A 25,611-nucleotide genomic window follows, 5' to 3' on the forward strand; every position below is an offset into this window, starting at 1 on the left:
TCGATTGAAAGAAAGACTACCGCCCGGTAGTCTTTTTTATTCCAGATTTATCCTGCCTCTCATTAAATTCCAAGGTTAAGCCGCGGCATCGGTGTCTGTGTTTGTACGCTCAAGAGGTTCCGGGCTTCCTTTTCCTTGTAAAATTACCTCGCTCTGATCATTCGGTACACTTGACGCTTCTTCAGGTTTACTCAGCGGTGGAGGCTCAATTTGCTCAGGGTGAGTTTTGTAAGTCTTATGCACATATTCACCTGGTGCGTCAATTAAGCCTTTAAAAGGCAATTGCGCAAAGTTAGGCGCATCAATAAGTTGTCCAGATTGGTTCTCTAGCCATTTTAGCCATTCAGGCCACCATGAACCAGGAATATGTTTCGCTTTTTCTAACCATTCTTCTGCGGTTTGTGACGTGCTCGTATTACGATAAAAGCCATACTTATCACTGCCGGGTGGATTTATAATGCCGGCAATATGCCCTGATCCACCGAGTAAAAAGCGTTTTTTCCCGCCAATATGCTGGAAGCCAAGGTAGGTTGTTTGCCAGGGAGCGATGTGATCTTTTTTGGTCGAAACAAAAAACGTTGGGATGTCGATTTTGCTTACATCAAGCGGAATATGATTAAGACGAATTTTACCCGGTTTAATTAAATCATTGTGCAAGTACATCCAACGTAAGTATTGAGAATGCATTTTGGCGGGCATATTAGTGACGTCTGCGTTCCAAAATAAAATATCAAAGGGTACTGGATTTTGCCCTTGAAGATAATTCTTAATGAAAAAAGACCATACTAAGTCGTTGGCGCGCAAAGAGTTAAAAGTGCTTGCCATAAAACGCCCGTCTAGAAAGCCTTTGGAATGCATTTCTTCTTCAATATGTACAATTTGTTGCTCATCAATAAACACGGAGATATCGCCCGGATCGCTAAAATCAATCATTGAGGCAAGAAAAGTAGCTGAACGCACTGGTTTTTCATTATGTGCTTTCTGGTAAGCGAGCATACAGGCCTGTAATGTTCCGCCGATACAAAAACCAAGGGTATTCACTTGCTTCACCTTAAGCTGCTCTTGGATGACTTTAATAGCAGCCATTGGTCCATCATTAAGGTAGTCAAACAATCCTTTCTTGGCATAGCTTGCATCAGGGTTGACCCAAGAGATGATAAAGACAGTGATTCCTTGTTTAACTAGCCAACCGACGAACGAATTGTTTTCACTCAAATCTAAAATGTAATATTTATTGATCCATGGCGGAATCATCAATAAAGGAACTGCCCTCACTTTTTCAGTTTGTGCGGTGTACTGGATCAACTCCATCATGTCATTACGGAAAATGACTTTTCCGGGAGTCGTTGCAAGGTTTTGACCAACTTTGAAGGCATCCGTATCCGTCATCTTGATGATCAAACGAGAAGAACCAGCTTCAATGTCGGTAAGTAGATTTTGCAATCCTCGTAAAAGGTTTTTTCCATGGCTTTGGATGGTTTCTGCCATCAGTTGCGGGTTCGTGTGCAGGAAATTAGCGGGTGAGAGCGCATCTAAATATTGTCTTGCGAAAAACTGTACCCTTCTGGCAAGTTGCTTATCGCCATATTCAATGTGTTCAAGCAATGAATTCATATGCTCGCTGGCGAGTAAATAGTGTTGACTCATGAAATTAAAAAAGGGATTGTTTACCCATTCATCGCTGCTAAACCGACGATCAGCAATCGGCATCGGTTTACCTTCGAGCCAGCAATTGAATTGCTCGTGTGCTAAGCTCAGTGCATCTTGCCAGTAGGCAATTTGCATTTTCCAGACTTGCTCGGGGTTTTTTAGGATAACAGAAACTAAGGATTGAAAATCTTTAGTCAAATCCATGTATTGCTTTACAAGTTTTGATAACTGCGCAGGTTGTCGTCTAAATCCTTGCAAAATCCGCATGCTTTTTTCAGCAACCGAGCGCATGATTTCACTGAGTTCTGTGTCCTGGGTCATCCGAGCTCCTGAAGGCCATAGTTGTTCTATTGTCATGTGTTTTCTGAGGGTTCGTCAATTCTGTTTTTGTTTTCCCCTGGATTTTTAAAAGGGATAACTACTGAAGTATAGGTTTTTTCTAAAATGAAAACAAATTTTACAGTTTTATTTATAAACTTTAGTTAATTTTATTTAGTTTAGATTATAATCGATGCCGGTTGACCTTATGGAGCAAGTAATTATGGCGTATAGGTTAAGAAGCGTAGTGAAATATGCGAAAGGCATGGCTGATGAACTTTACGCTGAGTTTCATCCTGTGTTTCAGGATAAGAAGCAGCAGCCTGTGGAAATGAAGGTGCATTGGGGAGATCATCTTGAGCAAGTGAGGCGTCACCGCCAAATTTTCCAAGAGCAATCAGCCTCTAAGACTGCGTTAGCGGCTTATGCAAGGGCAGTGGAATATAGCGCGCAATACCTTATCGATAAAAATATTCAAGTCCAAAAAGAGAGAATGGATGAAATTGTTCGTTGGGTCGATGAATTGAATGTTGCCTATAAGTCCCTTTATCCGCAAAAACCCTTATATCCCCCTAACCCGATTAGAAAGCCAGTGGAACACCATTTTTCAGGCGGTGCAAAAGGTTTTAGTGAGCTAGCACACGAAGCGACAGTGAAGCGGGAGCTTCAAGCACACCAACCAAAAAAAACGATAAAACAGAAAGCCAAACAATTGATATCAATTGGCTCGGATGAAGAAGAAATTTTGCAAGAACAAGATGTTGGAGATTTCTTAGACAGCCAAGAGTTTGGTAAATTAAAAGAGTATTTGGAAAGAACATTACGGCATGATGATCGCAGCCATTCTTATTTGTGTGGACTAATCAATTTAAGCGTAAATAAAATTGCACCGCTTGAAAGGCTTATTATGGCTTTGGAAAGCCAATCCACTGTTGAGGGAATCAAAAATGTATTGCAAAATTTTTATAGTTCGAAAAATCATGCAATAAGTCATGATGGAGAAAAGACTTGGGGCGAATCCGACTATGATATTTTAAATAAGGGACAAAATATCACCACAAGATTTTTTGGTTTGCGCACAACTACAATTAGCCTGATTGATGATTTGGCAAAATCAATTGGCTTTAATCCTGCTTTAACTGAAAGCATTAATCAAAGTGGGTCAAAGTTTGCATTTTGAAAGGGTGAAATGCATTTGCAGGGACGCAAAAACTTCTCCTTTATCTTTTTTCCAAGTTATAATCCTTTACCTTTTATATTCTTAGTCTCTAATGCATTTAAAACAGTTAAAACTGGCTGGGTTTAAATCCTTTGTCGATCCGACTATTGTGCCTTTCCCAAGCCAATTAGTTGCTGTGGTAGGTCCGAATGGATGTGGCAAATCAAATATCATTGATGCAGTCCGCTGGGTGATGGGAGAGAGTTCTGCCAAGAATCTGCGTGGTGAGTCGATGACTGATGTCATTTTCAATGGGTCGTCACAACGCAAAGCGGTTGGTCAGGCTTCAGTGGAATTAGTGTTTGATAACAGCATGGGGCGTTTAGCGGGACAGTACGGTAGTTATCAGGAAATAGCGGTCAGACGTGTGGTAACCCGGGACGGGGACTCGGTATATTATCTTAATGGCAGCCGTTGCCGCCGCCGCGATATTACTGATATTTTTCTTGGAACCGGTGCGGGCGCCCGCGGCTATTCCATCATCGGCCAGGGAACGATTTCACGCATTATCGAAGCACGGCCTGAAGAGTTGAGGGCTTATCTTGAGGAAGCCGCAGGTGTATCTAAGTATAAGGAGCGTCGCCGAGAAACGGTATTGCGCATTGAACATACGCGTGAAAATTTAGCCCGTATCGCAGACATACGTGACGAGCTGGATAAGCAGCTGCAGCGGCTTGAGCGTCAAGCGAAAGCTGCAGAACGCTATAAAATACTTAAGACAGAAGAGCGTTTATGTAAAGCGGAAATTTTAGCGTTAAGATGGCGATCCCTAACGGAAGAGCAGCAAAAAAAGCAAACCGAATTAAACTCGCTATTATTGGATTATGAAAAACATCAAGCCAATGCCGCTGAAGCATATAAACAAAGCATAGAAATGCGAGAGAAATTTCATGGAGAGAATGAGGCATTCCAACAACACCAAGCCCACTTTTACCAGCTCGCGACTGACATTGCCCGTCTTGAAGAAAGCATTCAGCAGCACCAACGTGAAAAACAACGATTAAAGCTTGATCAACAACAAATGCAAGTCGATTGGCAACAGGCTAATCATCAGCTTAAGCAAGATCAAGAAGCCTTAAAAGCCAGTGAAGACCTGCTTATTGTTTTACAGAATAATTTACAAACTGCGCAGGAAGAATTCAATTGTAAGCAACAGGCATTACAAGAAAAGCAGATTGAGCAAAGCAATTGGAGTACTAAAACTCAGCAAAACCAGGCTTTTCTGGCAAATGCGATGCGGGAAATGCAAGTCGAGCAGGTTCGGTTACAGCATCTGAATGAACGTCGGCAACAAGCGTTGTCACGGTTGGAAAAAATCAATGATGAATTAAAAGTGATCGAACTGGATCACAGTGTTCAAGATATTACGGTTCAGCAAAATACATTATCAACTCTACAGACAACTATTCGTCTTGAGGAAGATAAACATCGGCAAGTGCTTGACTCCAGTTTAAAGCTCCGCGAAAAGCTAACAGAAACTGAAAAGTTACTGCATCAAGCTCAAGATAAAGTTCATCGAATAAACACCCAACAAGCAAGTTTACTCGCTGCACAGCAAACTGCTTTGGGTCGGCAAGCAACCGCTTCAGAAAAATTGACCCAGTGGATGGATAAACCACGCTTGGTTGAAATAATCAAAGTCGATAAGGACTGGCAATTTGCTTGTGAGATGGTGTTGGGGGAAAGCTTGCAAGCTATTGTTGTTGATTCTCTAGATGACGTGTGGTCGGAGATGAGCCAATTAGATGGCGGTTCCGTGCTGTTTCTTACTCCCAATCAAGCGGCGGAAAAGAAAGTCAATTATCCCCGGTTATCCGATAAAGTCAGGGGTTGTAAGCCGAATTGGATGCATAAACTTGATACAATTTTCACAGCCTCTTCGTTGCAAGAGGCGCTCGATTACCTTAATCATCTCGATCTGGATGAATCGGTGATAACCGCTGAGGGATATTGGCTAGGAAAAGGATGGATAAAAGTTTGTGGCAAAGAAATCAAGGATGAGCCTAGTTTATTGCTTCGCCAGGAGGAAATAACCCGGTTAAATGAGACGCTTGTCATTGCTCAAGACGAATTAACCGCACTGAAAGATCTACGTAATCTTCTCCATGACCAAGTTAAAGAAAATGAACAGCAACTTGAGAGTATGCGCCAGAACCTATCCGCTAATAAAGATAATTTGCGTGCATGTCAGGCAGAAATTGCACATAAAGAACGCAGCTTGGAGCAGGTACAAATAAGAAAGAACGCTTTGGTGGAAGAGAGCGAAGATCTACACATTAATTTGGAAGAATTGATTAGCCAACAAGCCGCTACTGAACAATTGTTGCTAATAAAAAAGCAAGAGGTAGAGGCTTATGAGCAAGAACAGCATCAATCGAATAGCGAAAAAGCCGATCTTGAAAATGCGCTGCAGAGTTGTCGCTTAGCGGTGGAAGAAGTAAGGGCTGCTCTGCATCAGAACCAACTGGCAGCCGACCGGGAAAAATTAAAGAGCCAGCAACTTAGGGAAAATCTCAGACGAGAACAGTCACGCATAGAAACGTTGCATGATCGCATGGAGATCCTGGCGAATCGCTTACTCGAACTTGAAATACCTGATGCCTCACTCAGTGAATCTTTAAATGAGAAACTGGCTCAACATCGGGAATTAGAAGCAGAATTGGGTTTGAAGCGAGATGGGTTATCAAATTTAACTAAAGAATTAGAGTCGTTAGAGGCAGAAGTAAGAACAGAAGAAAAGCAGGCAAGAGCAATTCAGGAAAAAATCCAGCATGAACAAATGGAAGAGCAGGCTTTAGCTGTCCGTGCGGGTGGAATTCTTGAATCTTTGGCCGAGTTTGATGCAAATATAGATGCCTTGCTTGCTGCAATTCCTGCTGAAGTTAATCAAAATTTGCGTGAACAGCAATTACAAGATATTGTTGAGAAAATTAAACGATTAGGTGCAATAAATTTAGCTGCAATAGAAGAGTATGAAACAGAGTCTCAGCGAAAACAGCATTTGGACGAACAGTACAACGATTTAACAGAGGCTTTAGCAACGCTTGATGCTGCCATTGAAAAAATGGATAAAGAGACACATCAACGGCTAAAGACAACTTTTGATGAAGTAAATACTGCGTTTCAAGCACTTTTCCCCCGTCTTTTTGGTGGAGGACGTGCCATGCTGGAGTTAACGTGTGATAATCTGTTGGAAGCGGGTATTTTAGTCATGGCACAACCTCCTGGTAAGCGTAACAGCACCATTCATTTACTCTCGGGAGGGGAAAAAGCGATGACAGCAGTTGCCCTAGTCTTTGCGATTTTCCAGCTAAATCCCTCTCCGTTTTGTATGTTAGACGAAGTGGATGCACCCTTGGATGACGCAAACGTTAGGCGTTTTTGTGATTTGGTAAAAGAAATGTCACAATTCGTACAGTTCCTATTTATTACTCACAACAAAGTGACAATGGAATTGGCCGAACATTTGATTGGTGTAACCATGCGTGAACCAGGAGTCTCACGAATTGTCGCCGTAGATGTGGAACAAGCGTTGGCAATGACTGAGACTTGAAAATAAATTAGGAACCAGGGAGCGAAGCTTCCTACAAGGCAGTAAAAACAAACTAGTATAGGAGTAAACCATGCAGGCAAACTGGAGTCTTATCCTTAATGTTCTATTGCTCATTGGGGTTGTGATTACTATTGCTCGTTTAATGAAAGCAAGACGCCGAAGTTTAACGCCTGCCAGCCAGCCTTCTTTAGGAGCAGTTGAAAACAAACATTTTGACGATATTATCGCTGTAAGAAAAGTTAACTGTGAACCTCAAAGTGAAGTTACTCATCATGATACCATGGTAAAAATCACCCCTAGCAAAACAGTGGAAACAGAGCTTGCAGAGAAAATTGATCGGTCTGTCCCCGCAGAAAAAGGTAAGTCGATTATGATGTTTTTATTGGCCAAAGAAAATCGCCAATTAGCAGGTTATGAACTGCTGCAAACTGTTCTTGCTGCAGGTTTGCGCTTTGGTGAGGGAAATTTATTTCACAGGCATCAGCATGCCAATGGCCAAGGCCCTGTGCTTTGCAGCTTAGCGGCGGCTACACCAAGTGGTGTTTTTGACTTACAGAATATCGGTGCGTTTAGCGTGCGCGGACTTTGTTTATTCATGCATTCTTCCGGCAATTCGGCAATCGATGCTGAACGATTCACAGTCTTGTATGAAACCGCAAAACAACTTAGGGATGGTTTGGATACTCATCTACTCGACGAGCAAAAACGACCTTTATCAGAAGCAAGTTTAGCTCGCTATCGAAACCAGCTCAATATCCGTGAGCAAGAGCTTGCTCTGATATGATGGAGTATGTCGATTTTGGATCAAACCGCCATGCTGATTATAAAAATAGCTAAAATCGACGTACAATTGATGTAAGGGATAACTAAGTAAAATTTGTGCGAAGTGAGCTGACTACTTGATTTTAATCAGGGCAAGATCGTCATAATTCAAATGACCGGGCGTTGATTTACGTGAGGGGCATATCTGCGCGAAAAATTGCGTGGAATACTACCTTGTGTTTTGTTATTAAGGATTGTTACTTGCTGATTTAAACGGCTTGTTCTTCATGGGGGCACGCACAGCTTCATATAAATGAGAAAATATAGATGCACTATCCCTTGGATTTTTAAGCTACGCTGGTGAGTTTCGCGAATTATCAGTAAACTAAATCTTTTAACCACTCAAAGCAAATCATGAATCTAAATCTAAATAATATTGCTGAGTTGTTTAACAGCTCTTTTACGGAGAATCCATTCATCACTGGTGTTTCCATTGATAGCCGTGAGGTAACCCCTGGTGATTTATTTATTGCTTTGAATGGAGAAAATTTTGACGGCCATGATTTTATTAAAGATGCGGTTGCACAAGGCGCTGTTGCAGTTATTTGCAACCGAGCTGACAATCAAGTCACTGTTCCTCAAATTGTAGTGGCCGATACCCAGCAAGCTTTGGCAAAATTAGCAACGCATTACCGATTAGCGATTCACTGTCCGGTCATTGCCTTAACAGGAAGCAATGGCAAAACCACAGTGAAGGAGATGATCTCCTCTATTTTACCAAAACCATCTCACGCTACCCCAGGAAATTTAAATAATCATATTGGCGCACCATTAAGTGTATTGCAATTGCGTCCTGAACATCGTTATGCAGTATTTGAGCTTGGTGCCAATCATCTCAGAGAAATTGCTTACACAGTGGCTATAGTAAAACCACAAGTCGCATTAGTTAACAATATCGCTCCTGCCCACATCGGAGAGTTCGGTTCAATCGATGGGGTGGCTCGAACTAAAGGGGAGATATATCAGGGCTTAAGCGAAGGTGGCACTGCGGTTGTCAACGATGATGATTCCTATGCACATTTTTGGGATGAATGGTTAACTGATAAGAAGGTATTGCGATTCTCTTTAACAAAACCAGTTGATGTCTACGCCCGAGAAATTGCTTTTAATGATACAGGTTGCGCGACTTTTACACTCGTATTGCCAATTGGAGAAGCCCAGGTTAGCTTACAAGTTCCAGGTGAGCATTCCGTGCGCAATGCTTTAGCGGCAGCGACTTGCTGTTACGCGATAGGAATTTCTTTGGCCGATATTCTAGAAGGGTTAAAGCACTTTCGCGGTGTAGCAGGTCGAATGACATTCTTAGATGGCAAAAATGACGCTGTCATTATTGACGATACCTATAATGCGAATTTGCGCTCCGTGTTGGCGGCAATTGAAGTGCTGGCAAAACGGCAGGGGCGTCGAATTCTTGCTCTAGGTGATATGGGAGAGCTTGGCGCATGGACGAAACAGCATCATGAAGAGATTGGCCATGTTGCCCGTGAACGAGGTATTGATCTCTTAATGACTTGCGGTGTGCACAGCGAACACAGTGCAAAAGCATTTGGTCCGACAGCACAACACTATAAAAACCAAGAAGAATTGGCGCAAGATTTGCTCCCCAAACTAGACAAAGATACTACTGTTTTAGTGAAAGGTTCGCGCTCCTCAGCGATGGAAAAAGTGGTACAGCAGTTGCTGCGTTGAAACTTAAGAGTGTGTTATGATTGCGGCCTTTTGCTAAACAGATGCTGATCGCACAATAACTTTGAGGGATAAAACATGCTTTATTGGTTAACACAGCTACTCCAAGGGCAGTATCATGCATTTAGGGTGTTCCAATATTTGACATTTCGCTCTATTTTAGCTGCTTTAACCGCTCTTCTTGTTGGTCTTCTCTGTGGCCCCATGATGATAAATTGGCTTAAGAATTTGCAAATTGGCCAAATGGTTCGTGATGATGGCCCTAAATCGCATTTATCAAAAGCAGGAACACCCACTATGGGGGGGGTGTTAATCTTGCTCGCTGTACTGGTGAGTAGTCTGCTTTGGGGAGATCTGCGTCAGCCTGCCCTGTGGTTGGTCATGCTTGTGACAACAGGATTCGGTATAGTGGGTTGGGTCGATGATTACCGTAAAGTAGTAAGAAAAAATTCGAAAGGGCTGCCGGGGAGATGGAAATATTTTTGGCAGTCGGTTATTGCCCTGGTTGCAGTGGCTTATCTTTATCTGAGCCCAAGTATTCCAGTGACTTCGCAATTAACTGTCCCTTTTTTTAAAAATTTACTCATTAATCTCGGACCTTTATTCCCTTTGCTGGCTTACTTTGTCATTGTAGGCAGTAGTAATGCGGTTAATTTAACCGATGGGCTTGATGGGTTGGCAATTGTCCCCATCGTGATGGTTGCGGGAGCTTTGGGTGTTTTTGCTTATGCTAGTTCTAATGCGGTATACGCGCATTATTTAGCCATTCCTTATGTGCCCAATACAGGAGAGTTGACAATTTTCTGTTCTGCTTTAGTGGGTGCTGGCCTTGGTTTCCTTTGGTATAACAGTTATCCTGCTCAAGTGTTTATGGGGGATGTTGGTTCCTTGTCTCTCGGGGCTGCCCTTGGAATGGTGGCGATTATCGTAAGACAAGAGCTGGTGCTGTTAATCATGGGCGGTTTATTCGTTATCGAAACATTGTCCGTTATTTTACAGGTAGGGTATTTTAAATACACCGGTGGTAAGCGTTTATTTCGCATGGCTCCTCTCCACCATCATTTTGAGCTAAAGGGATGGTCAGAGCCCAAAGTAATTGTACGTTTTTGGATTATGACAGTCGTCTTCGTGCTTTGCGGATTAGCAACTTTAAAATTACGATAGGTGCAAATCATGAACCAACCACTCTATTTAGTCGCAGGTTTAGGCAAAACAGGTCACTCTATCGCAGGTTACTTGCGTCGGCGCAATAAACCGTTTGTGGTATTCGATACACGATGTGAAGTTGCCGGTTTATCAGAGTTTACCCGCCAATTTCCTGGGGTGGATGTCTTTCTAGGTGCATTTCCTACAACGCTTTATGAGCAATTAGCCGGCATTATTACAAGCCCTGGCGTTCCTCTTGATGAGCCTTTCTTACAACGGGCTTTCCAGCTAAATATCCCTGTCTATGGCGATATCGAGTGCTTGGCACAAGAAATAAATGCACCTGTCATCGCCATTACTGGAACAAACGGCAAATCCACAGTGACGACGCTAGTTGGTGAGATGGCTAAAGCAGCAGGGCTGGCAGCAGCTGTTGCGGGAAATATTGGGTCGCCTGTTCTTGATTTGTTAGATGATGGAACTCATTATGATTTGTGGGTGTTGGAGTTATCAAGTTTCCAGTTGGACTTAACGCATTCGCTAAAGCCGATTGCTTCGACCATTCTTAATATTTCACCCGATCATCTTGATAGGCATCATACCTTGGACGCTTATATTAAAGCTAAACAACGTATTTATCAGCGGGCGGAGTTACTTTTGTATAATCGCGAAGACAAAGCAACCTATCCCCAAAATAAGACGGCCGTAGTAACGAGTTACGGATTGGATGCTCCGGAAGAAGGCCAATGGGGTATCGTTGAGAAGTGCGGGAATCGTTATCTAGCCCAGGGAGGCAAGCTTTTATTGCCTGTTGAGCAACTTCGCCTTAAGGGTAAGCATAATTGGCAAAATGCGTTAGCTGCATGTGCTCTCGCTACTGCTGCCGGTATAAAAACTGAATCTATGATTAAAGTGCTAGAAACGTTTTCCGGTTTACCACATCGATGTCAGTGGGTGAGAAGCATAGACGGTGTTGATTGGATCAATGATTCTAAAGGGACAAACATAGGGGCGGCTATCTCGGCTATTTCCGGAATAGGGAGCTCTATGCAAGGAAAAATCGTCTTAATCGCGGGCGGACTGGGAAAAGGGGCAGATTTTACAGAGCTGCGTAATCCAGTAGCTGATTATGTTCGCTCAGTGGTTTTAATAGGCGAAGATGCAGATAAAATTCAAGATGCTTTAACCGATGTCGTACCTGTGCTGCGCGCGCCCTCACTCGATGCCGCAGTTACTCTAGCTAAATCACAGGCCAGGGCGGGGGATGTTGTTTTATTATCGCCTGCTTGTGCGAGCTTTGATATGTTCCAGGATTTTAATCATCGCGGGGAATCGTTCGCTAATTTGGTGGCCAAATTGTGAGTACAATGCTGCCCCGTCATTACAATCAACGCGGTAAACCCAGTAATAAGCCCATTGCGCTATATGATAAGTGGCTCATGGGGGCTGTGCTGGGTTTACTGATACTAGGTCTAATGATGGTTGCTTCAAGTTCGATCATGATATCGACGAAATACTATCATCAACCCTTTCATTTTTTAATTCGTCAATCTTGTTACTTATTTGCCGGATTTATGGCAGCAATTATTGTCATGCGGGTAGATAGTGCCGTGTGGGAAAGGATGAGTAAACCCTTACTGTTAGTTTGTTTACTCATGTTGCTCATTGTACTAGTGCCTGGTATAGGCCGTTCAGTAAACGGTAGCAGGCGATGGCTCGCATTTGGCCCTATCGGGATCCAAGTGTCAGAGTTGGCTAAAATGACCATGATTTTTTACGTATCGGGCTATTTAGTGCGTCAGCAAGCGAGCGTGCGGCAAAGCATTTTGGGATTTATTAGGCCAATGATTATTCTGGGATTAATTGCCATATTGCTTTTGTTAGAGCCTGATTTTGGTGCTACTGTGGTTATTACTGGCACAATTATGGCCATGCTTTTTTTAGCTGGAGTGAAACTACGATACTACATAGGGCTAGTGATTGCTGTTATCTGTTCTCTAGTAGTTCTAGCATTTTCTTCTCCCTATCGAGTAGCTCGTTTAACTGCTTTTCTTAATCCTTGGGCTGATCAATTTAATTCAGGATATCAACTTACTCAATCACTCATAGCATTTGGCCGCGGTGGTTGGTTGGGAGTGGGATTGGGTGAGAGCGTCCAAAAATTATTCTATTTGCCTGAAGCCCATACGGATTTTTTATTTGCTGTACTCGCAGAAGAGTTAGGGTTGCTTGGCGTTTCTCTTGTCATAATTTTGTATAGTATACTGGTGATAAGAGGACTAATGATTGGCTTTACTGCCCATAGCCAAGATCGATTATTTGCCGCTTTTACTGCGTACGGGTTAACGTTCTGGTTAGGATTGCAAGCTGCGATCAATATGGGAGTTAATTCAGGTCTTTTACCTACAAAGGGCTTGACCTTACCAATGTTAAGTTATGGCGGCGCTAGTATGGTCGTTAATTGTGTGGTCATTGCTCTTCTACTGCGCATTGATCATGAAAATCGTTGGCAGGCTCTAGGATTGAGGACGCCAACGTCATAGGTTATAGAAAAAGTAGGTACGAAAAATGCTGCTACTTTTTCTAGGTGAAACAAAAAGGGGAATGTTGTGAACAACATAGAACAGTTCTTGTCACCAAGGATGGGGCGAGTAGAACAGATTCATTTTGTTGGTATAGGTGGTGCCGGTATGTGCGGTATTGCCGAAGTGCTACACAATCAAGGCTATCGCATCACTGGCTCTGATTTAAGTGAAAGTCGGACTGTACAGCGACTACAGTCCTTAGGAATTAAAGTATACATCGGCCATCAGGTTGAAAATATAACAGGTGCTGATGTGGTTGTGAAATCAACGGCAGTAGGGGCAGATAACCCCGAAATAATCGCAGCACAAGCGCAATCCATCCCTGTGATTCCTCGAGCTGCCATGCTTGCTGAATTAATGCGGTTTCGTCATGGTATTGCTATTGCAGGTACCCATGGAAAAACCACCACCACCAGTTTAGTTAGCAGTATTTTGGCTGAAGGGGGCCTCGATCCCAGTTTCGTGATCGGAGGAAAGCTGAACAGTTGCGGTTCTAACGCCCAATTAGGCAAATCGGCTTATTTTGTGGCCGAAGCAGATGAAAGTGATGCTTCATTTTTATTCCTGAAGCCAATGATGGCGGTAGTGACCAACATTGATGCCGATCACATGGGCACTTACGATGATAATTTTGATAAATTGCGCAATACATTTGTCGAATTCCTACATCATCTACCTTTCTATGGATTAGCAGTTCTTTGTATCGAGGATGAAGAAATTCGTCGTATTTTGCCGGCTGTTCAACGACCTATTCGAACCTATGGGTTCCGTGAAGAAGCGCATTACCGCGCTCTTGACTGGACGCAAAATGGCTTGTTAAGCGAATTTAAGGTACAACGCCCAGCGCCGCATGCTACGTTAACGATAAAATTCAAGTGGCCAGGACGCCATAATGTGCTCAATGCCTTAGCTGCCATAGCTATTGCCACGGAGCTTGGAGTAAGTGACGAGGCTATTGAAAGCAGTTTATTTAAATTCCAAGGTGTAGGCAGACGCTTCCAAATGCTGGGAGAGCGACGATTTGAACATGGTTCGGCAATTATCATTGATGATTATGGGCATCATCCCCAAGAAATTATGACGACTATCGATGCTTTCCGCCGTGTATGGCCTGATAAACGCTTAATTCATGTTTTTCAGCCTCATCGCTATAGTCGAACGCAATCATTGTTTTCCCAGTTTGTTGATGCATTAAGTTTAGCTGACGAATTGCTTCTATTAGATATTTATTCAGCTGGAGAGCAAGCAATCCCAGGTCTGACAAGTGAATCGCTGTTGCAAGAAATTAATCAACAGCGTCCTAATGCTCGATTAGTTACCGCTCAAAATCTTTTGCAAACCCTCAATGAGTTAATCAGGGATGGAAATGTTATTCTAATGCAAGGGGCTGGTAGCATTGGGCAAATGGCACTTAATTTGATGCAAACAGTGAGAGAATCAGCGTGAAAACCTCAGACGAAATAAAAGGAAATTCAGTTTCATACCGAGGGCAGCTGCTTTTCAATGAGCCCTTGGCAGACTATACCACCTGGCGTGTAGGGGGGCAGGCAAAAAAATTATATAAACCTGCAGGCATTGCTGATTTGGCATTGTTTATCAAACAGCTTCCTAAAGACGAACCATTGTTATGGTTAGGTTTAGGTTCTAATTCGCTTATTCGTGATAGTGGGTTTGCTGGAACAGTAATTATAACGCAAGGCTGTTTGAAAGAAATAAGTCTAATTGGTGATGGCTTAGTCCATGTTGAAGCAGGTGTCTCCTGTGCAACGATGGCCCGCTTTTGTGCGCGTGCTGATTTAGCTGGGGGCGAGTTTTGGGCAGGTATTCCTGGTACTATGGGTGGCGCATTACGCATGAATGCGGGCTGTTTTGGCGGGGAAACGTGGCAAACCGTCGTTGAAGTTAAAACGATGACTCGCGATGGTGAAGTAAGAGTACGTAAGCCACAAGAATTTGAAATTGCTTATCGCCATGTTGCTGGATTAAACGACGAATGGTTTATTGCTGCAACCTGTCGTCTGGCTAAAGGAGAGAAGGAAAAGTCTCTCCAATTAATTAAAGAACTATTGGCGCATCGTGCTAACACGCAACCGACCAATGAATACAATTGCGGTTCTGTGTTTAGAAACCCTCCTGGTAATTTTGCCGCCCGTCTTATTGAATCTTGCGGATTGAAAGGTAAGCAATTAGGTGGTGCCATCGTTTCAACGAAACATGCCAATTTCATAATTAATCAACAAGGTAGCGCTTCGGCGAGTGATATTGAGTCTCTCATCGAATTGGTACGTGATACGGTGCATAAGTCGACGAATATTGAATTAATTCGCGAAGTGCACATCATTGGAGATCTTTAATGTCAAAAATAAATCTAGCGCTGCTCTACGGTGGCAAATCCGGCGAACATGAAATTTCCCTCATCTCAGCAGCCTCAGTGTTAGCGCATCTGGATACAAATAAATACAATATTATTCCTATCGGAATGGATAAAGACGGGCGATTCTACCAAAATGATTACCAGGAATTGTTAGCTTACAAGGAGGGCTTGCCTGTGATAACTCCGCGCTCTCGTCCATTGGCAAGTTTACTGGTTGACGGGCATTTTGCAGTCGATGCTGAGATTGCTTTTCCCGTTGTGCACGGTCCCCTCTATGAAGATGGGTGTTTGCAAGGTATATTGGAATTAGCCGGTGTTGCTTACGTTGGTTGTGATGTTTTATCGTCTGCTATTGGTATGGACAAAGATATCGCGCGACGTATTGCCTGCAATGATGAGATCCGTTCAGCACGGTATCGAGTATTATCTTGGCATAGCTCGGCCCAGGAAAAGCAACAATTTTGCCAGCAAGTGGCTGCTGAATTAGGTTGGCCATTGTTTGTTAAACCTTGTTCATTGGGATCCAGCGTTGGTACCCACAAAGTCAAAAATAGTGAAGAACTCTCTAGCGCTATTGAAGATGCGTTGCGCTATGATGAGACTATCTTAGTTGAAGAGTATATCCCAGGAAGGGAGATTGAATTGGCAGTGTTAGAAGGTAAAGTGCCCTCAGCACCCCCGCGGGTGAGTATAGCAGGTGAAATTTGCGTGAATCATGCAGATGGATTCTACTCTTACACAGCAAAATACTTAGAAAGCCATCAGACAGAGTTACATGTTCCAGCGAAACTGGATGAAAAAATAACAAAGCAATTACAAGGAATTGCTGCTGAAATTTTTACTCGCTTAAAATGCAAAGGAATGGCGCGTGTTGACTTTTTTGTGAATGAGCAAGAGGGTGATATTTATTTTAATGAAATTAACACGCTACCAGGCTTTACTTCGATTAGCATGTATCCGAAACTGTGGCAGGCTAGTGGTTTAGCGTATTCCGAACTTTTAGATGAGTTGGTCAGTTTGGCAATGACGCATCATCGTTGCCGACGACAGCTGGTGACTAGTTATCAGTAAAAAAAGACATAGGGAAAAGAATGGATGGATGCTGAGACTGGGCGCCTACGTTATGCAAGTTTTTTAATGGTATTAGTTGCTGCGGCATTTGTTTTGGCCGCAAGGCTTCTCTATTTGTATGTGGCTGATCCTCACCGATTCCCAATTAACACCGTTAAAATTGTAGCAAGCTATCAGCATATTACCCATAAACAGCTTGAATCGATTTTGTCGAACTACTTAAGCTCAAGTTTTTTTACCTTATCTGTTCATCGATTGTATGCGGATTTAGCTGCTTTAGAATGGACCAATAAGGTGCAGATTGAGCGTGTATGGCCAGATACTCTAAAAATTACCCTAGTTGAGAAAATTCCTATCGCAACTTGGAATAAGGCAATGATGACTGAGGAAGGGGAAATTTTTAACGAAGGCGGTGCATTAACCGATTCTTCACTTCCTCATTTAAGTGGTCCTACTAATCAACAGAAAGAAGTCTTACAAGTTTTTAAAAAAATGAGTAAGATATTATCAATCTATGGTTTGCATGCGGCTGCATTAGAGTGGCGTGATAATCATGCTTGGGAGCTTACTTTAGCAAATGGTTTGCAGTTACGCTTAGGGAAACGAGATTTGGATATACGAATAACACGGTTTTGCAAGGCATATCCTGCCGTGTTTGCGGAGCGAGCCGATCAATTAGCAAGTGTTGATTTACGGTATCCGCGAGGTATGGCGGTACAATGGAAAAATAAACAAGGTAACGCTTGATAAAAAGTTACTGAACGGGAAGATAATGGCAAAAAAATCAGAAAAAAATATCATCACCGGTTTAGATATAGGTACTTCTAAGGTAGTAGCGCTTATTGGTGAAGTGACTGCAGATGGAGCAATTGAGGTCATTGGTATAGGAAGTCACCCTTCTCGAGGATTAAAACGTGGTGTGGTTGTCGATATTGAAGCAACCGTCAATACAATTCAGCGAGCGGTTCAAGAGGCTGAGCTCAAAGCCGGGTGCGAGGTGCGAACAGTTTATACCGGCATCGCTGGCAGTCATATACGCAGTTTGAATTCGCACGGCATAGTAGCAATTCGTGACCTTGAAGTCTCCCAGGGGGATGTCGAGCGTGTCATCGATGCAGCAAAAGCAGTGGCAATTCCAGCAGACCAAAAAATCCTCCATATTTTACCCCAAGAATTTATTATCGATAATCAGGGTAGTATTCGAGAGCCTGTTGGTATGGCTGGCGTTCGACTGGAGGCACGAGTTCATATCGTGACTGCTGCAGTAAGTGCTGCACAGAATATCGCTAAATGCATCCGCCGCTGTGGTTTGGAGGTCAGTGATATTATCCTTGAGCCTCTCGCTTCAAGCCATGCGGTGCTTACGGAAGATGAAAAAGAACTCGGCGTTTGTTTAATTGATATCGGTGGTGGAACCACGGATATTGCTGTTTTCTCTGAGGGGGCTATTCAACATACAGCAATAATTCCCATCGCCGGGGATCAAGTGACTAACGACATTGCTATGGCGCTTCGCACCCCGACCAATGCAGCAGAGGCTATAAAAATTAGCCATGCTTTTGCTATGCCAGAATTGGCCAGCTCAAATGACATGCTTGAGGTTTTAAGTGTCAGCGAAAGACCCGGACGCAAAATTTCGGCGAAAGTGCTTTCTGAAGTCGTTTCCGCGCGTTATGAGGAGTTATTTTCTTTAGTACGCAACGAATTAAGACGCAGTGGATTTGAGCAAAGGGTTGCCGCGGGGATGGTCATGACGGGGGGTGGTTCATGCATCAAAGGTGCTATCGAATTAGCCGAGCTGTGTTTTGAAATGCCTGTACGCCATGGTTGTGCACACCATGTTTCGGGGTTAGTCGAAGCAACAGCGAACCCTTCATTAGCTACTGGAGTAGGTTTATTGCTACATGGCTTTCAACAACAGTATGAAGGTGGTTATAATGTCCCAAGCTTGAGCGATAGCGGCAAAGGGATGTGGAAGCGTATGAAAGAATGGTTTCACGGTAATTTTTAGTTGTATACCTTTTACGGGATGAGTTTTAACCAAAAAAGCACTAGTATAGAACTTAAAAACTATTCGTAAAGGGTTTATCCTAATCGCAGAATTTTAGTGGGGAGAGGTCTAAATGTTTGAATTAACGGAAAGCCAGCAAGACAATGCCGTGATTAAGGTCGTTGGTGTTGGTGGCGGCGGTGGAAATGCTGTTGAACATATGGTGGCGGAAAAAATCGACTTTGTCGAATTTATTTGCGCCAATACAGACGCTCAAGCACTGAAAAATTCGAATGCGAAAATCCACATTCAACTCGGGGAAGAATTAACAAAAGGTTTAGGTGCTGGGGCAAATCCTAAAATTGGCCGTGAAGCCGCAGAAGAAGATCGAGAAAGAATAAGGGATGTCCTGGTTGGCGCAGATATGGTGTTTATCACTGCAGGTATGGGGGGGGGTACTGGTACAGGAGCAGCTCCTGTCTTTGCAGAAGTTGCAAAAGAACTAGGTATTCTTACTGTAGCTGTGGTCACTAAACCCTTCTCATTTGAAGGCCGGCAACGCGCTTTGGCTGCAGAGGAAGGAATTCGTCGTTTGGCAGAACATGTGGACTCCCTGATTACCATTCCTAATAATAAGTTGCTGAGTGTGCTAGGAAAAAATATAAGTTTGATTAATGCGTTTAAAGCAGCAAATAATGTCCTCTTAGGTGCGGTGAAAGGGATTGCTGACCTGATAACACGTCCTGGTTTAATTAATGTGGACTTTGCCGACGTTCGTACAGTGATGTCCGAAATGGGTATGGCCATGATGGGAACAGGGAGTGCCACTGGTGAACAGAGGGCGCGCCAAGCCGCAGAGGCTGCAATTGCTTCGCCTTTATTAGAAGATGTCAATTTTTCTGGTGCCCGCGGTATTTTAGTCAATATTACTGCAGGCATGGATATGTCAATTGGTGAATTTGAAGAAGTTGGTGATGTGGTAAAAGAGTTTATTTCTGATGATGCAACTGTCGTTGTTGGTACAGTTATTGATCCAGAGATGACTGATGAAATGCGGGTTACTGTTATTGTTACCGGTTTAGGTGACACACGTGCCCGTGGTCAACAGCAAGCGGGAATAGCTAAAGCTCGCCTAGTGGATTCAACACGCAGCGATGGTTCTCTTGATTATCAGCAGCTTGATAGACCGGCTGTGATGCGTAAACAAGCTGCTGCACCAGTAAAATCAACAAATGAATTTTCAGTTCCTGATGTTGATTATCTGGATATCCCAGCTTTCTTGCGGCGACAAGAAGAACAAGTAGAGTAACTTATAGAACGGTATAAAATCTGTTCTTAAGCAGCATGAAAAAATTAGACAGATCAATAAATTGCTGTTATGATTCGGCGGTTTATTGCGCTCAAAATATGGGATATCTGAAAAGGTGATCACTGAATGATAAAACAAAGAACTCCTAAGAAAGTCATTCAAGCAACAGGGGTAGGGTTGCACTCTGGAGAAAAGGTTCTTCTTACTTTACATCCTGCTCCCATTAATACAGGTATCGTTTTTAGACGTACTGATTTAAACCCAGTGGTTGAGATTCCCGCTCTATATGATCAGGTTGGCGATACGATGCTTTGCACTTCCCTTCAGCGGGATGGTGTGAAAGTAGCTACTGTTGAGCATTTGCTTTCTGCGTTTGCAGGACTCGGAATTGATAACGCCTATGTCGATGTTAATGGTCCTGAGCTTCCGATTATGGATGGGAGTGCTGCCCCTTTTGTATTTCTTATTCAATCAGCAGGAATACGAGAGCAAAGTGCTGCGAAACGATTCCTTCGTATCTTAAAACCTATTCGTATTGAAGATAACGAGAAATACGTGCAGTTTCTACCCTACAATGGCTGCAGGGTTTCATTTACAATCGATTTCGATCACCCAGTCTTTAACGATAAACCTCAGACGGCTACCTTTGATTTTTCTACGACTTCCTACGTGAAAGAAGTTTGTCGTGCTCGAACGTTTGGCTTCTTATCTGATTACGAAAAATTGCGCGAATGTGATCTCGCCAAAGGAGGTAGTCTAGATAATGCTATAGTAGTCGATAATTATCGTGTGCTGAACGAAGATGGTTTGCGCTTTGAGAGTGAATTCGTCACTCACAAAGTACTCGATGCAATTGGTGATATTTATCTCTTGGGTTGCGGGCTAATCGGCGCCTTCGAAGGATATAAATCAGGTCATGAACTCAATAATCGATTATTACGCGCATTAATGGTTCGCGAAGATGCCTGGGAATATACTTATTTTGATGCTGAGACTTATCAACCTACGCTCGCGACCGAGCTTCTTCCTGCTGAGGCTTAGCCCTAATCCATTCTTGTAAAGAATAACGCTCCCTATAGAAACTGTCTTAAAAAGCAACAAACATTTAAAGGCTGTTTTGTTTGCTTTAAAGACAGTATCTGCTCGTGTGTACTAACCTTCCTCTGCTAAACGACGAAGCGCTGCTTTGAGCGGTGGATAAGAGCAAATTTCGCTGGTAGTTTGGATGCTCTCTCTAGCAGAAGGAGAAAGCAGGGTCTTGTTTTGTTTTTTATAAGTGATGTTCTGATTATCTTCGATAACGGCAATTTTAATGGTAGTCAGTTGGGGCAAACCTGCTTTTCTTAACTTATCCCGCAAATCAGGAAGGCAGTAGCGGAGTTCCGTAGCCCAAGTATTTGATGTCGCGAGAAGCAGGCAACCTTTATTAAATGAACCCACTTGGCAGTTATCGCGCAAAGGCTGGTCGAGAATAGCCTTCACTTTATGGTTTAATTCGTCTAGCTGTATCACACGCTGACAAATTCCGAGAAGTTGATCATTAAGACAGCGATTAATAGAACGAATCATGGTAAGCGATTTGTAAGCTTAAAAAACATAGCATAGCAAATTTCCGATATCTGCAATATCATAACCAAAATGAAGTGGCTTTTAAACAAGAGGATAATTATGACAGATAACAATGTGGTATATACAGCAAAACTTCATTGGATTCTGTTTTTAGGGCCAGTTGTACTTGCCTGTGTTGCAATGTTAGTTGGCATAAAAATACATCAACTAAAAGAGGTTGCGCTCTTGTTTTTATTATTCGCTTTAGTTTGGGGTGGTTTGACATGGGTTAATTACCATTTTTCTTCGCTGACAATTAAGAAAAAACAGGTTATTTTGCGCACCGGGATGCTTGTTAGAAATACCATTGACATTCCTCTATCGAAAATAGAAACCATTGATATTAGGCAATCCGTCTTAGGTAGCATTTTACGCTACGGTACTCTAGTGATAACTGGGACAGGCGGAACTCGCCATATGATTGGTTTCCTTGACAAGCCACTGACTTGCAGACGCTATATCGAACAGTTAATGCATGAATAGTAAACTATTTACAAAATTTTCTAGGATGAAAGCGCATGAAGAACCAAGGCGCACAACAGAAGAGAATAAACGGCTAGATGAAGATTTCAGCAGCATTTCGCAGGGACATATTCCGACAGCCGTAGAAATTCGTGAGAGATTTAACCAACATTGGTCTAAAAAATTTCTTAAGCAAGAAATCCTGTCAGTATCTTCTCTTGGCGAAGGTAGCCAACATCAGCTTGAATTAGTTGAACTCGCTAACCACAGTAAATGGGTATGTAAACAATTTTTCACACAAACTTGGCTAGGGGAGATAGAGGATTCTACACTTCAATTCACCGAATCGATAGCAGCAACAGTTGCTAAGCGAATTGGAATTACCTTTGCTGCTTATCGAGAAGGTGATAAATCAGTATTTTCTGTGCGAAACAAAAGAGCGATTATTATTCCTTATTGTGAAGGGCAACTCTTAACGTCGTTTACTGAGCAACAAGCGTTTATATTAGGCGGTGTTTTAGCTCGATTACACTGTCTCAAATTACCTACTGACAATGGCAAACCATTTCCACCAGTTACTTTATACGATAAATGTGATCTTCCAGAATGGTTAAAAGAGTTAACTCAAGAATGCAATGGAAATTCATGTTATCAAGCGGATCAATGGGTACTCAGCCATCGCGATATCCATACTGGAAACATCATTTGGCGTAGCAAAGAAAAGCCCCATTTGCTTGATTGGGAGAGCACCGGACTTATTCATCCGACTATTGAATTAATAGGGCTAGCAGAAAATTGTGCAGGGCTAGCACATTGCGATTTTCAGGAGAAAAATTTTATTGCTACCCTAATGGGTTATGGGGAATTTGCTAGAAAACTGCCAAAAGTAGACGCCAAATTATGGCGCCTCAGCTTTCATAGTTGGCTTCTCTGGTATAGTTACTGCCTGCGCCAAAATTGGCTGGAAGAGGCTTGTCAAACGCTGGAAGTAATTGTGGACATAAAGAAAAAATTGTCAGAAATGAATAAATTGTATTCCGATTGTTACTCTTTTTTTGGAAATACTAGGGTCTGTTGAAATGTCAACAGACCCTATGTGAGAAGTGAGAATAGATTATGAAATGGATTGATTTACGCAGTGATACGGTAACTAGACCAAGTAAAGAAATGCTCACTGTAATGATGAACGCTGAAGTTGGTGATGATGTTTATGGAGAAGATTTGACTGTTATCGAGCTAGAGAAAATGATCGCAGATAAAGCGGGAGTAGAAGCCGCGGTATTTGCACCATCCGGCACACAATCCAATTTAATGGCTTTGATGGCACATTGTGAGCGTGGTGACGAATACATTGTCGGTCAAACTGCGCATACCTACATGTGGGAAGGCGGAGGCGCGGCAGTTTTAGGTAGCATCCAGCCTCAGCCCTTAGATTTTGCGCCAGATGGAAGTTTGCCGCTGGAGAAGGTCGCCATGGCCATTAAAGCGATCGACAACCATCATCCGAGAACAAAATTGCTTTGCTTAGAAAATACCACGGCAGGTAAGGTTTTGCCGCTTAATTACTTAAGAGAAATGCAAAACTTTTGTCGAGCGAATAAGCTTAATAGCCATGTAGATGGAGCAAGGGTTTTCAATGCGGCTGTTAAACTGGGTGTCGGCCTGAAAGACATCAGCAGCCACTTTGATTCGATTTCAATTTGTTTATCCAAAGGATTGGGGGCTCCAATTGGCTCTGTGTTATGTGGTTCAGAGGAGCTCATTCAGAAAGCCAGGCGTTGGCGCAAGGTACTTGGTGGTGGAATGCGTCAAGCAGGTATTTTAGCTGCTGCAGGGATTTACGCTTTACAACATAATGTTGAACGGTTGCGCGAAGATCATGAGAACGCAGATTTTTTTGCCAAAGCGCTAGCTGAGCTTGATGAAATAGAAGTCGATCTTACCGCTTTACAAACTAATATCTTATTCATCCAAGTTAAGAAAGATTATTTTGAGTTACGGGCTTATCTGCGGAGAGTGTTCATCTAACTGTGTCACCTCATTGATTATCTAAGTCTCAGGTTCATACGGTCTTCAAAATAAATATGAAGCTGAGACGCGATAAGCGCCCAATTGTGCATGGGCTGACTCCATTTTTCCAGTACTTTTTGGCAGGCACAATAAATAAGCTTTATCAGTGCGTTTTCACTAGTGAAAGCGCCTTTGTTTTTGGTGTACTTGCGAATTTGGCGATGGAACCCCTCTACGATGTTCGTGGTGTAAATGATACGTCTTAGCTCTTCGGGGTATTTGAAGTATTGAGACAAAGCCTCCCAGTTATTATTCCATGACTTCATAACTGCTGGGTATTTCTTGCCCCATTTCTCCTCTAGTTCAAGCAAATGATGCTCAGCTAAATCTTTGCTAGAGGCCTTATACACAAGCTTTAAATCAGCCATGAATGCCTTTTGGTCTTTACTAACAACATACTTCAGGGAGTTTCGTATTTGGTGAACTACACATAGTTGGATTTCTGTTTTAGGAAAGACTTCAGCAATAGCTTCGGGAAAACCCTTAAGTCCATCGATACTCGCAATAAGAATATCTTCTACCCCTCGTGCTTTAAGGTCATTTAAGACACCAAGCCAAAACCGCGCGCCTTCAGTTTCTGACAAATAAAGCCCTAAAATATCTTTCTTGCCCTCAGGAGTAACGGCAAGGACCGTGTAAAATGCCTTACTTGTGACTTTGCCCTCAACACGTACTTTAAAATGCATCGCGTCTAAAAAGGCAATAGGATATATAGACTCTAAAGACCTATTGCGCCATTCGGTAATCATAGGCAACAATTTATCCGTGATGAGGCTTATTTTAGCTGAGGATACGTCTAGACCATACATTTCAGCCAGGTGCTCACTAATGGCTTCATAGCTCATACCTAGGGCATATAAGGCCAGCACTTTATTATCTAATGACTCATTCAATACTGTTTGGCGCTTCTTAACAATTTCAGGCTCAAAAAGTCCTTCTCTGTCCCGTGGAGTGTCTAATTCAAAAATACCAGTTGTAGATTTCATTAACTTGGATGTTTTGCCATTGCGACGATTGGTTAGGCCTGAATCATGACAATCAGAAATGTGAGCCTCCATTTCACCTTCTAAGGCTGCTTCAAGAAGCTCTTTGATCAGAGGAGTTAAGATACCGTCTTTACCAGTAAGGGACTGGCCAGACTTTAATTGCGTTAAGGCTTCAGACTTAAAATCATTGAAATCAAAATTGGATAAATCTATCTTTTTATTCTTACTCATGGGCACCTCTTTTAAGTGTTGAAATTATAACAAGTTAAAAGAGATGACACAGTTATTTAAACACTACCTATCTGCGCGAACAAGGCATATTGTTTGCTAAGCAACCTAATAAGGCAGGGAAGGTACGATGTGTAACGCATCTTGATGTATCTCGAGAAGACTTAGCTCAAGTCATCAGGCAAATTAAATCGTTTTATATGAGCAGATAAGTAGTGTTCTCTTGCTATTCTCCTGCATCACATAAAGTGATAGATGAGATTAATCGAATAGTAAGGTGATTCACTATCACGCCATCTTAAAGGAAGCCAAAATTCTTGTAGGAAGCTTGCTAAAATTCATTGTTTTATTTTCTAATAATAAGTATTTTTTACAAGCAAATTTACCTTATTTATTTAAAAATCAAATTTTATTTGGCTGTAATAAATCTTAGTGCTCAACAGTTTTTCACAAAAATATCTTAAATAAATTTAAGAAAATTTAAGTAATATTTATTTACAATTTTACCATATTTAATTTCTTTCATTTTCAATG

Annotated in this window: 20 protein-coding genes; 17 read left to right on the top strand and 3 right to left on the bottom strand. The window is 42.5% G+C overall.

Translation table 11 applies throughout. The annotated features are described in order from the left end of the window. Positions 1-75: 75 nt before the first annotated feature. Positions 76-1,971 (bottom strand): PHA/PHB synthase family protein, encoded by a 1,896-nt coding sequence (locus LMI_RS01470; RefSeq protein WP_082050683.1) that lies wholly within the window; start codon positions 1,969-1,971, stop codon positions 76-78. Between the two features lie 220 nt (positions 1,972-2,191). Here LMI_RS01470 and LMI_RS01475 point away from each other — a divergent pair, with 220 nt between their 5' ends. From LMI_RS01475 to lpxC, 14 genes are all read left to right on the top strand, one after another. Then, the gene (locus LMI_RS01475; protein ID WP_058393232.1) at positions 2,192-3,148 is read left to right on the top strand and encodes a hypothetical protein; all 957 of its coding nucleotides are present in this window, start codon (positions 2,192-2,194) and stop codon (positions 3,146-3,148) included. A gap of 91 nt (positions 3,149-3,239) precedes the next feature. After that, positions 3,240-6,740, top strand: coding sequence for a chromosome segregation protein SMC (gene smc / locus LMI_RS01480; protein ID WP_045098225.1), 3,501 nt, complete (start codon positions 3,240-3,242; stop codon positions 6,738-6,740). 70 nt (positions 6,741-6,810) lie between these two features. After that, positions 6,811-7,524 (top strand): cell division protein ZipA C-terminal FtsZ-binding domain-containing protein, encoded by a 714-nt coding sequence (locus LMI_RS01485; protein ID WP_045098226.1) that lies wholly within the window; start codon positions 6,811-6,813, stop codon positions 7,522-7,524. 392 nt (positions 7,525-7,916) lie between these two features. Further along, a complete protein-coding gene (locus LMI_RS01490; RefSeq protein WP_045098227.1) occupies positions 7,917-9,251 on the top strand; it encodes a UDP-N-acetylmuramoyl-tripeptide--D-alanyl-D-alanine ligase in 1,335 nt (444 codons plus the stop codon). Positions 9,252-9,326: 75 nt separating this feature from the next. Continuing rightward, a complete protein-coding gene (mraY, locus tag LMI_RS01495; RefSeq protein ID WP_045098228.1) occupies positions 9,327-10,412 on the top strand; it encodes a phospho-N-acetylmuramoyl-pentapeptide-transferase in 1,086 nt (361 codons plus the stop codon). Positions 10,413-10,421: 9 nt separating this feature from the next. Further along, entirely contained in the window at positions 10,422-11,756 is a 1,335-nt protein-coding gene (gene murD, locus LMI_RS01500; RefSeq protein WP_045098229.1) for a UDP-N-acetylmuramoyl-L-alanine--D-glutamate ligase, read from the top strand. 5 nt (positions 11,757-11,761) lie between these two features. After that, on the top strand, positions 11,762-12,937 hold the full coding sequence (ftsW, locus tag LMI_RS01505; protein ID WP_045098230.1) for a putative lipid II flippase FtsW: 1,176 nt from the start codon (positions 11,762-11,764) through the stop codon (positions 12,935-12,937). A 66-nt stretch (positions 12,938-13,003) separates the two neighbouring features. Continuing rightward, positions 13,004-14,425, top strand: coding sequence for a UDP-N-acetylmuramate--L-alanine ligase (murC, locus tag LMI_RS01510; RefSeq protein ID WP_045098231.1), 1,422 nt, complete (start codon positions 13,004-13,006; stop codon positions 14,423-14,425). Further along, the gene (gene murB, locus LMI_RS01515) at positions 14,422-15,333 is read left to right on the top strand and encodes a UDP-N-acetylmuramate dehydrogenase (RefSeq protein ID WP_045098232.1); all 912 of its coding nucleotides are present in this window, start codon (positions 14,422-14,424) and stop codon (positions 15,331-15,333) included. Before murC ends, murB begins: the two co-directional genes overlap by 4 nt. After that, positions 15,333-16,424 (top strand): D-alanine--D-alanine ligase family protein, encoded by a 1,092-nt coding sequence (locus tag LMI_RS01520; protein ID WP_045098233.1) that lies wholly within the window; start codon positions 15,333-15,335, stop codon positions 16,422-16,424. The genes murB and LMI_RS01520 overlap by 1 nt, the downstream gene beginning before the upstream one ends. 24 nt (positions 16,425-16,448) lie before the next feature. After that, entirely contained in the window at positions 16,449-17,171 is a 723-nt protein-coding gene (locus LMI_RS01525; protein ID WP_045098234.1) for a cell division protein FtsQ/DivIB, read from the top strand. Positions 17,172-17,196: 25 nt separating this feature from the next. Beyond that, positions 17,197-18,435: a cell division protein FtsA gene (gene ftsA / locus LMI_RS01530; RefSeq protein WP_045098235.1), complete on the top strand. Its 1,239-nt coding sequence runs from the start codon at positions 17,197-17,199 to the stop codon at positions 18,433-18,435. A gap of 112 nt (positions 18,436-18,547) precedes the next feature. After that, complete coding sequence (gene ftsZ / locus LMI_RS01535; protein ID WP_045098236.1) at positions 18,548-19,723, top strand: cell division protein FtsZ; 1,176 nt, start codon at positions 18,548-18,550, stop codon at positions 19,721-19,723. Positions 19,724-19,849: 126 nt separating this feature from the next. Then, positions 19,850-20,764, top strand: coding sequence for a UDP-3-O-acyl-N-acetylglucosamine deacetylase (lpxC, locus tag LMI_RS01540; RefSeq protein ID WP_045098237.1), 915 nt, complete (start codon positions 19,850-19,852; stop codon positions 20,762-20,764). Positions 20,765-20,875: 111 nt separating this feature from the next. Here the strand turns inward: lpxC and LMI_RS01545 are convergent, their stop codons facing one another. Beyond that, positions 20,876-21,292, bottom strand: a complete 417-nt coding sequence (locus LMI_RS01545) for a DciA family protein (protein ID WP_349267098.1) — start codon at positions 21,290-21,292, stop codon at positions 20,876-20,878. A gap of 99 nt (positions 21,293-21,391) precedes the next feature. On the opposite strand from LMI_RS01545, the gene LMI_RS01550 reads away from it, so the two are divergent. From LMI_RS01550 to ltaE, 3 genes are read left to right on the top strand one after another with little or no spacing between them, the layout of a single operon-like run. After that, entirely contained in the window at positions 21,392-21,814 is a 423-nt protein-coding gene (locus tag LMI_RS01550; protein ID WP_045098238.1) for a PH domain-containing protein, read from the top strand. Then, the gene (locus LMI_RS01555; protein WP_082050684.1) at positions 21,807-22,871 is read left to right on the top strand and encodes a phosphotransferase; all 1,065 of its coding nucleotides are present in this window, start codon (positions 21,807-21,809) and stop codon (positions 22,869-22,871) included. Before LMI_RS01550 ends, LMI_RS01555 begins: the two co-directional genes overlap by 8 nt. 38 nt (positions 22,872-22,909) lie before the next feature. Further along, positions 22,910-23,821: a low-specificity L-threonine aldolase gene (gene ltaE, locus LMI_RS01560; RefSeq protein WP_045098240.1), complete on the top strand. Its 912-nt coding sequence runs from the start codon at positions 22,910-22,912 to the stop codon at positions 23,819-23,821. A gap of 17 nt (positions 23,822-23,838) precedes the next feature. Here the strand turns inward: ltaE and LMI_RS01565 are convergent, their stop codons facing one another. Next, complete coding sequence (locus LMI_RS01565; protein WP_045098241.1) at positions 23,839-25,080, bottom strand: IS256 family transposase; 1,242 nt, start codon at positions 25,078-25,080, stop codon at positions 23,839-23,841. Positions 25,081-25,611 lie beyond the last annotated feature (531 nt).

The sequence above is a fragment of the Legionella micdadei genome (genome assembly GCF_000953635.1).
In the GTDB taxonomy this organism is placed as follows: Bacteria; Pseudomonadota; Gammaproteobacteria; order Legionellales; family Legionellaceae; genus Tatlockia; species Tatlockia micdadei.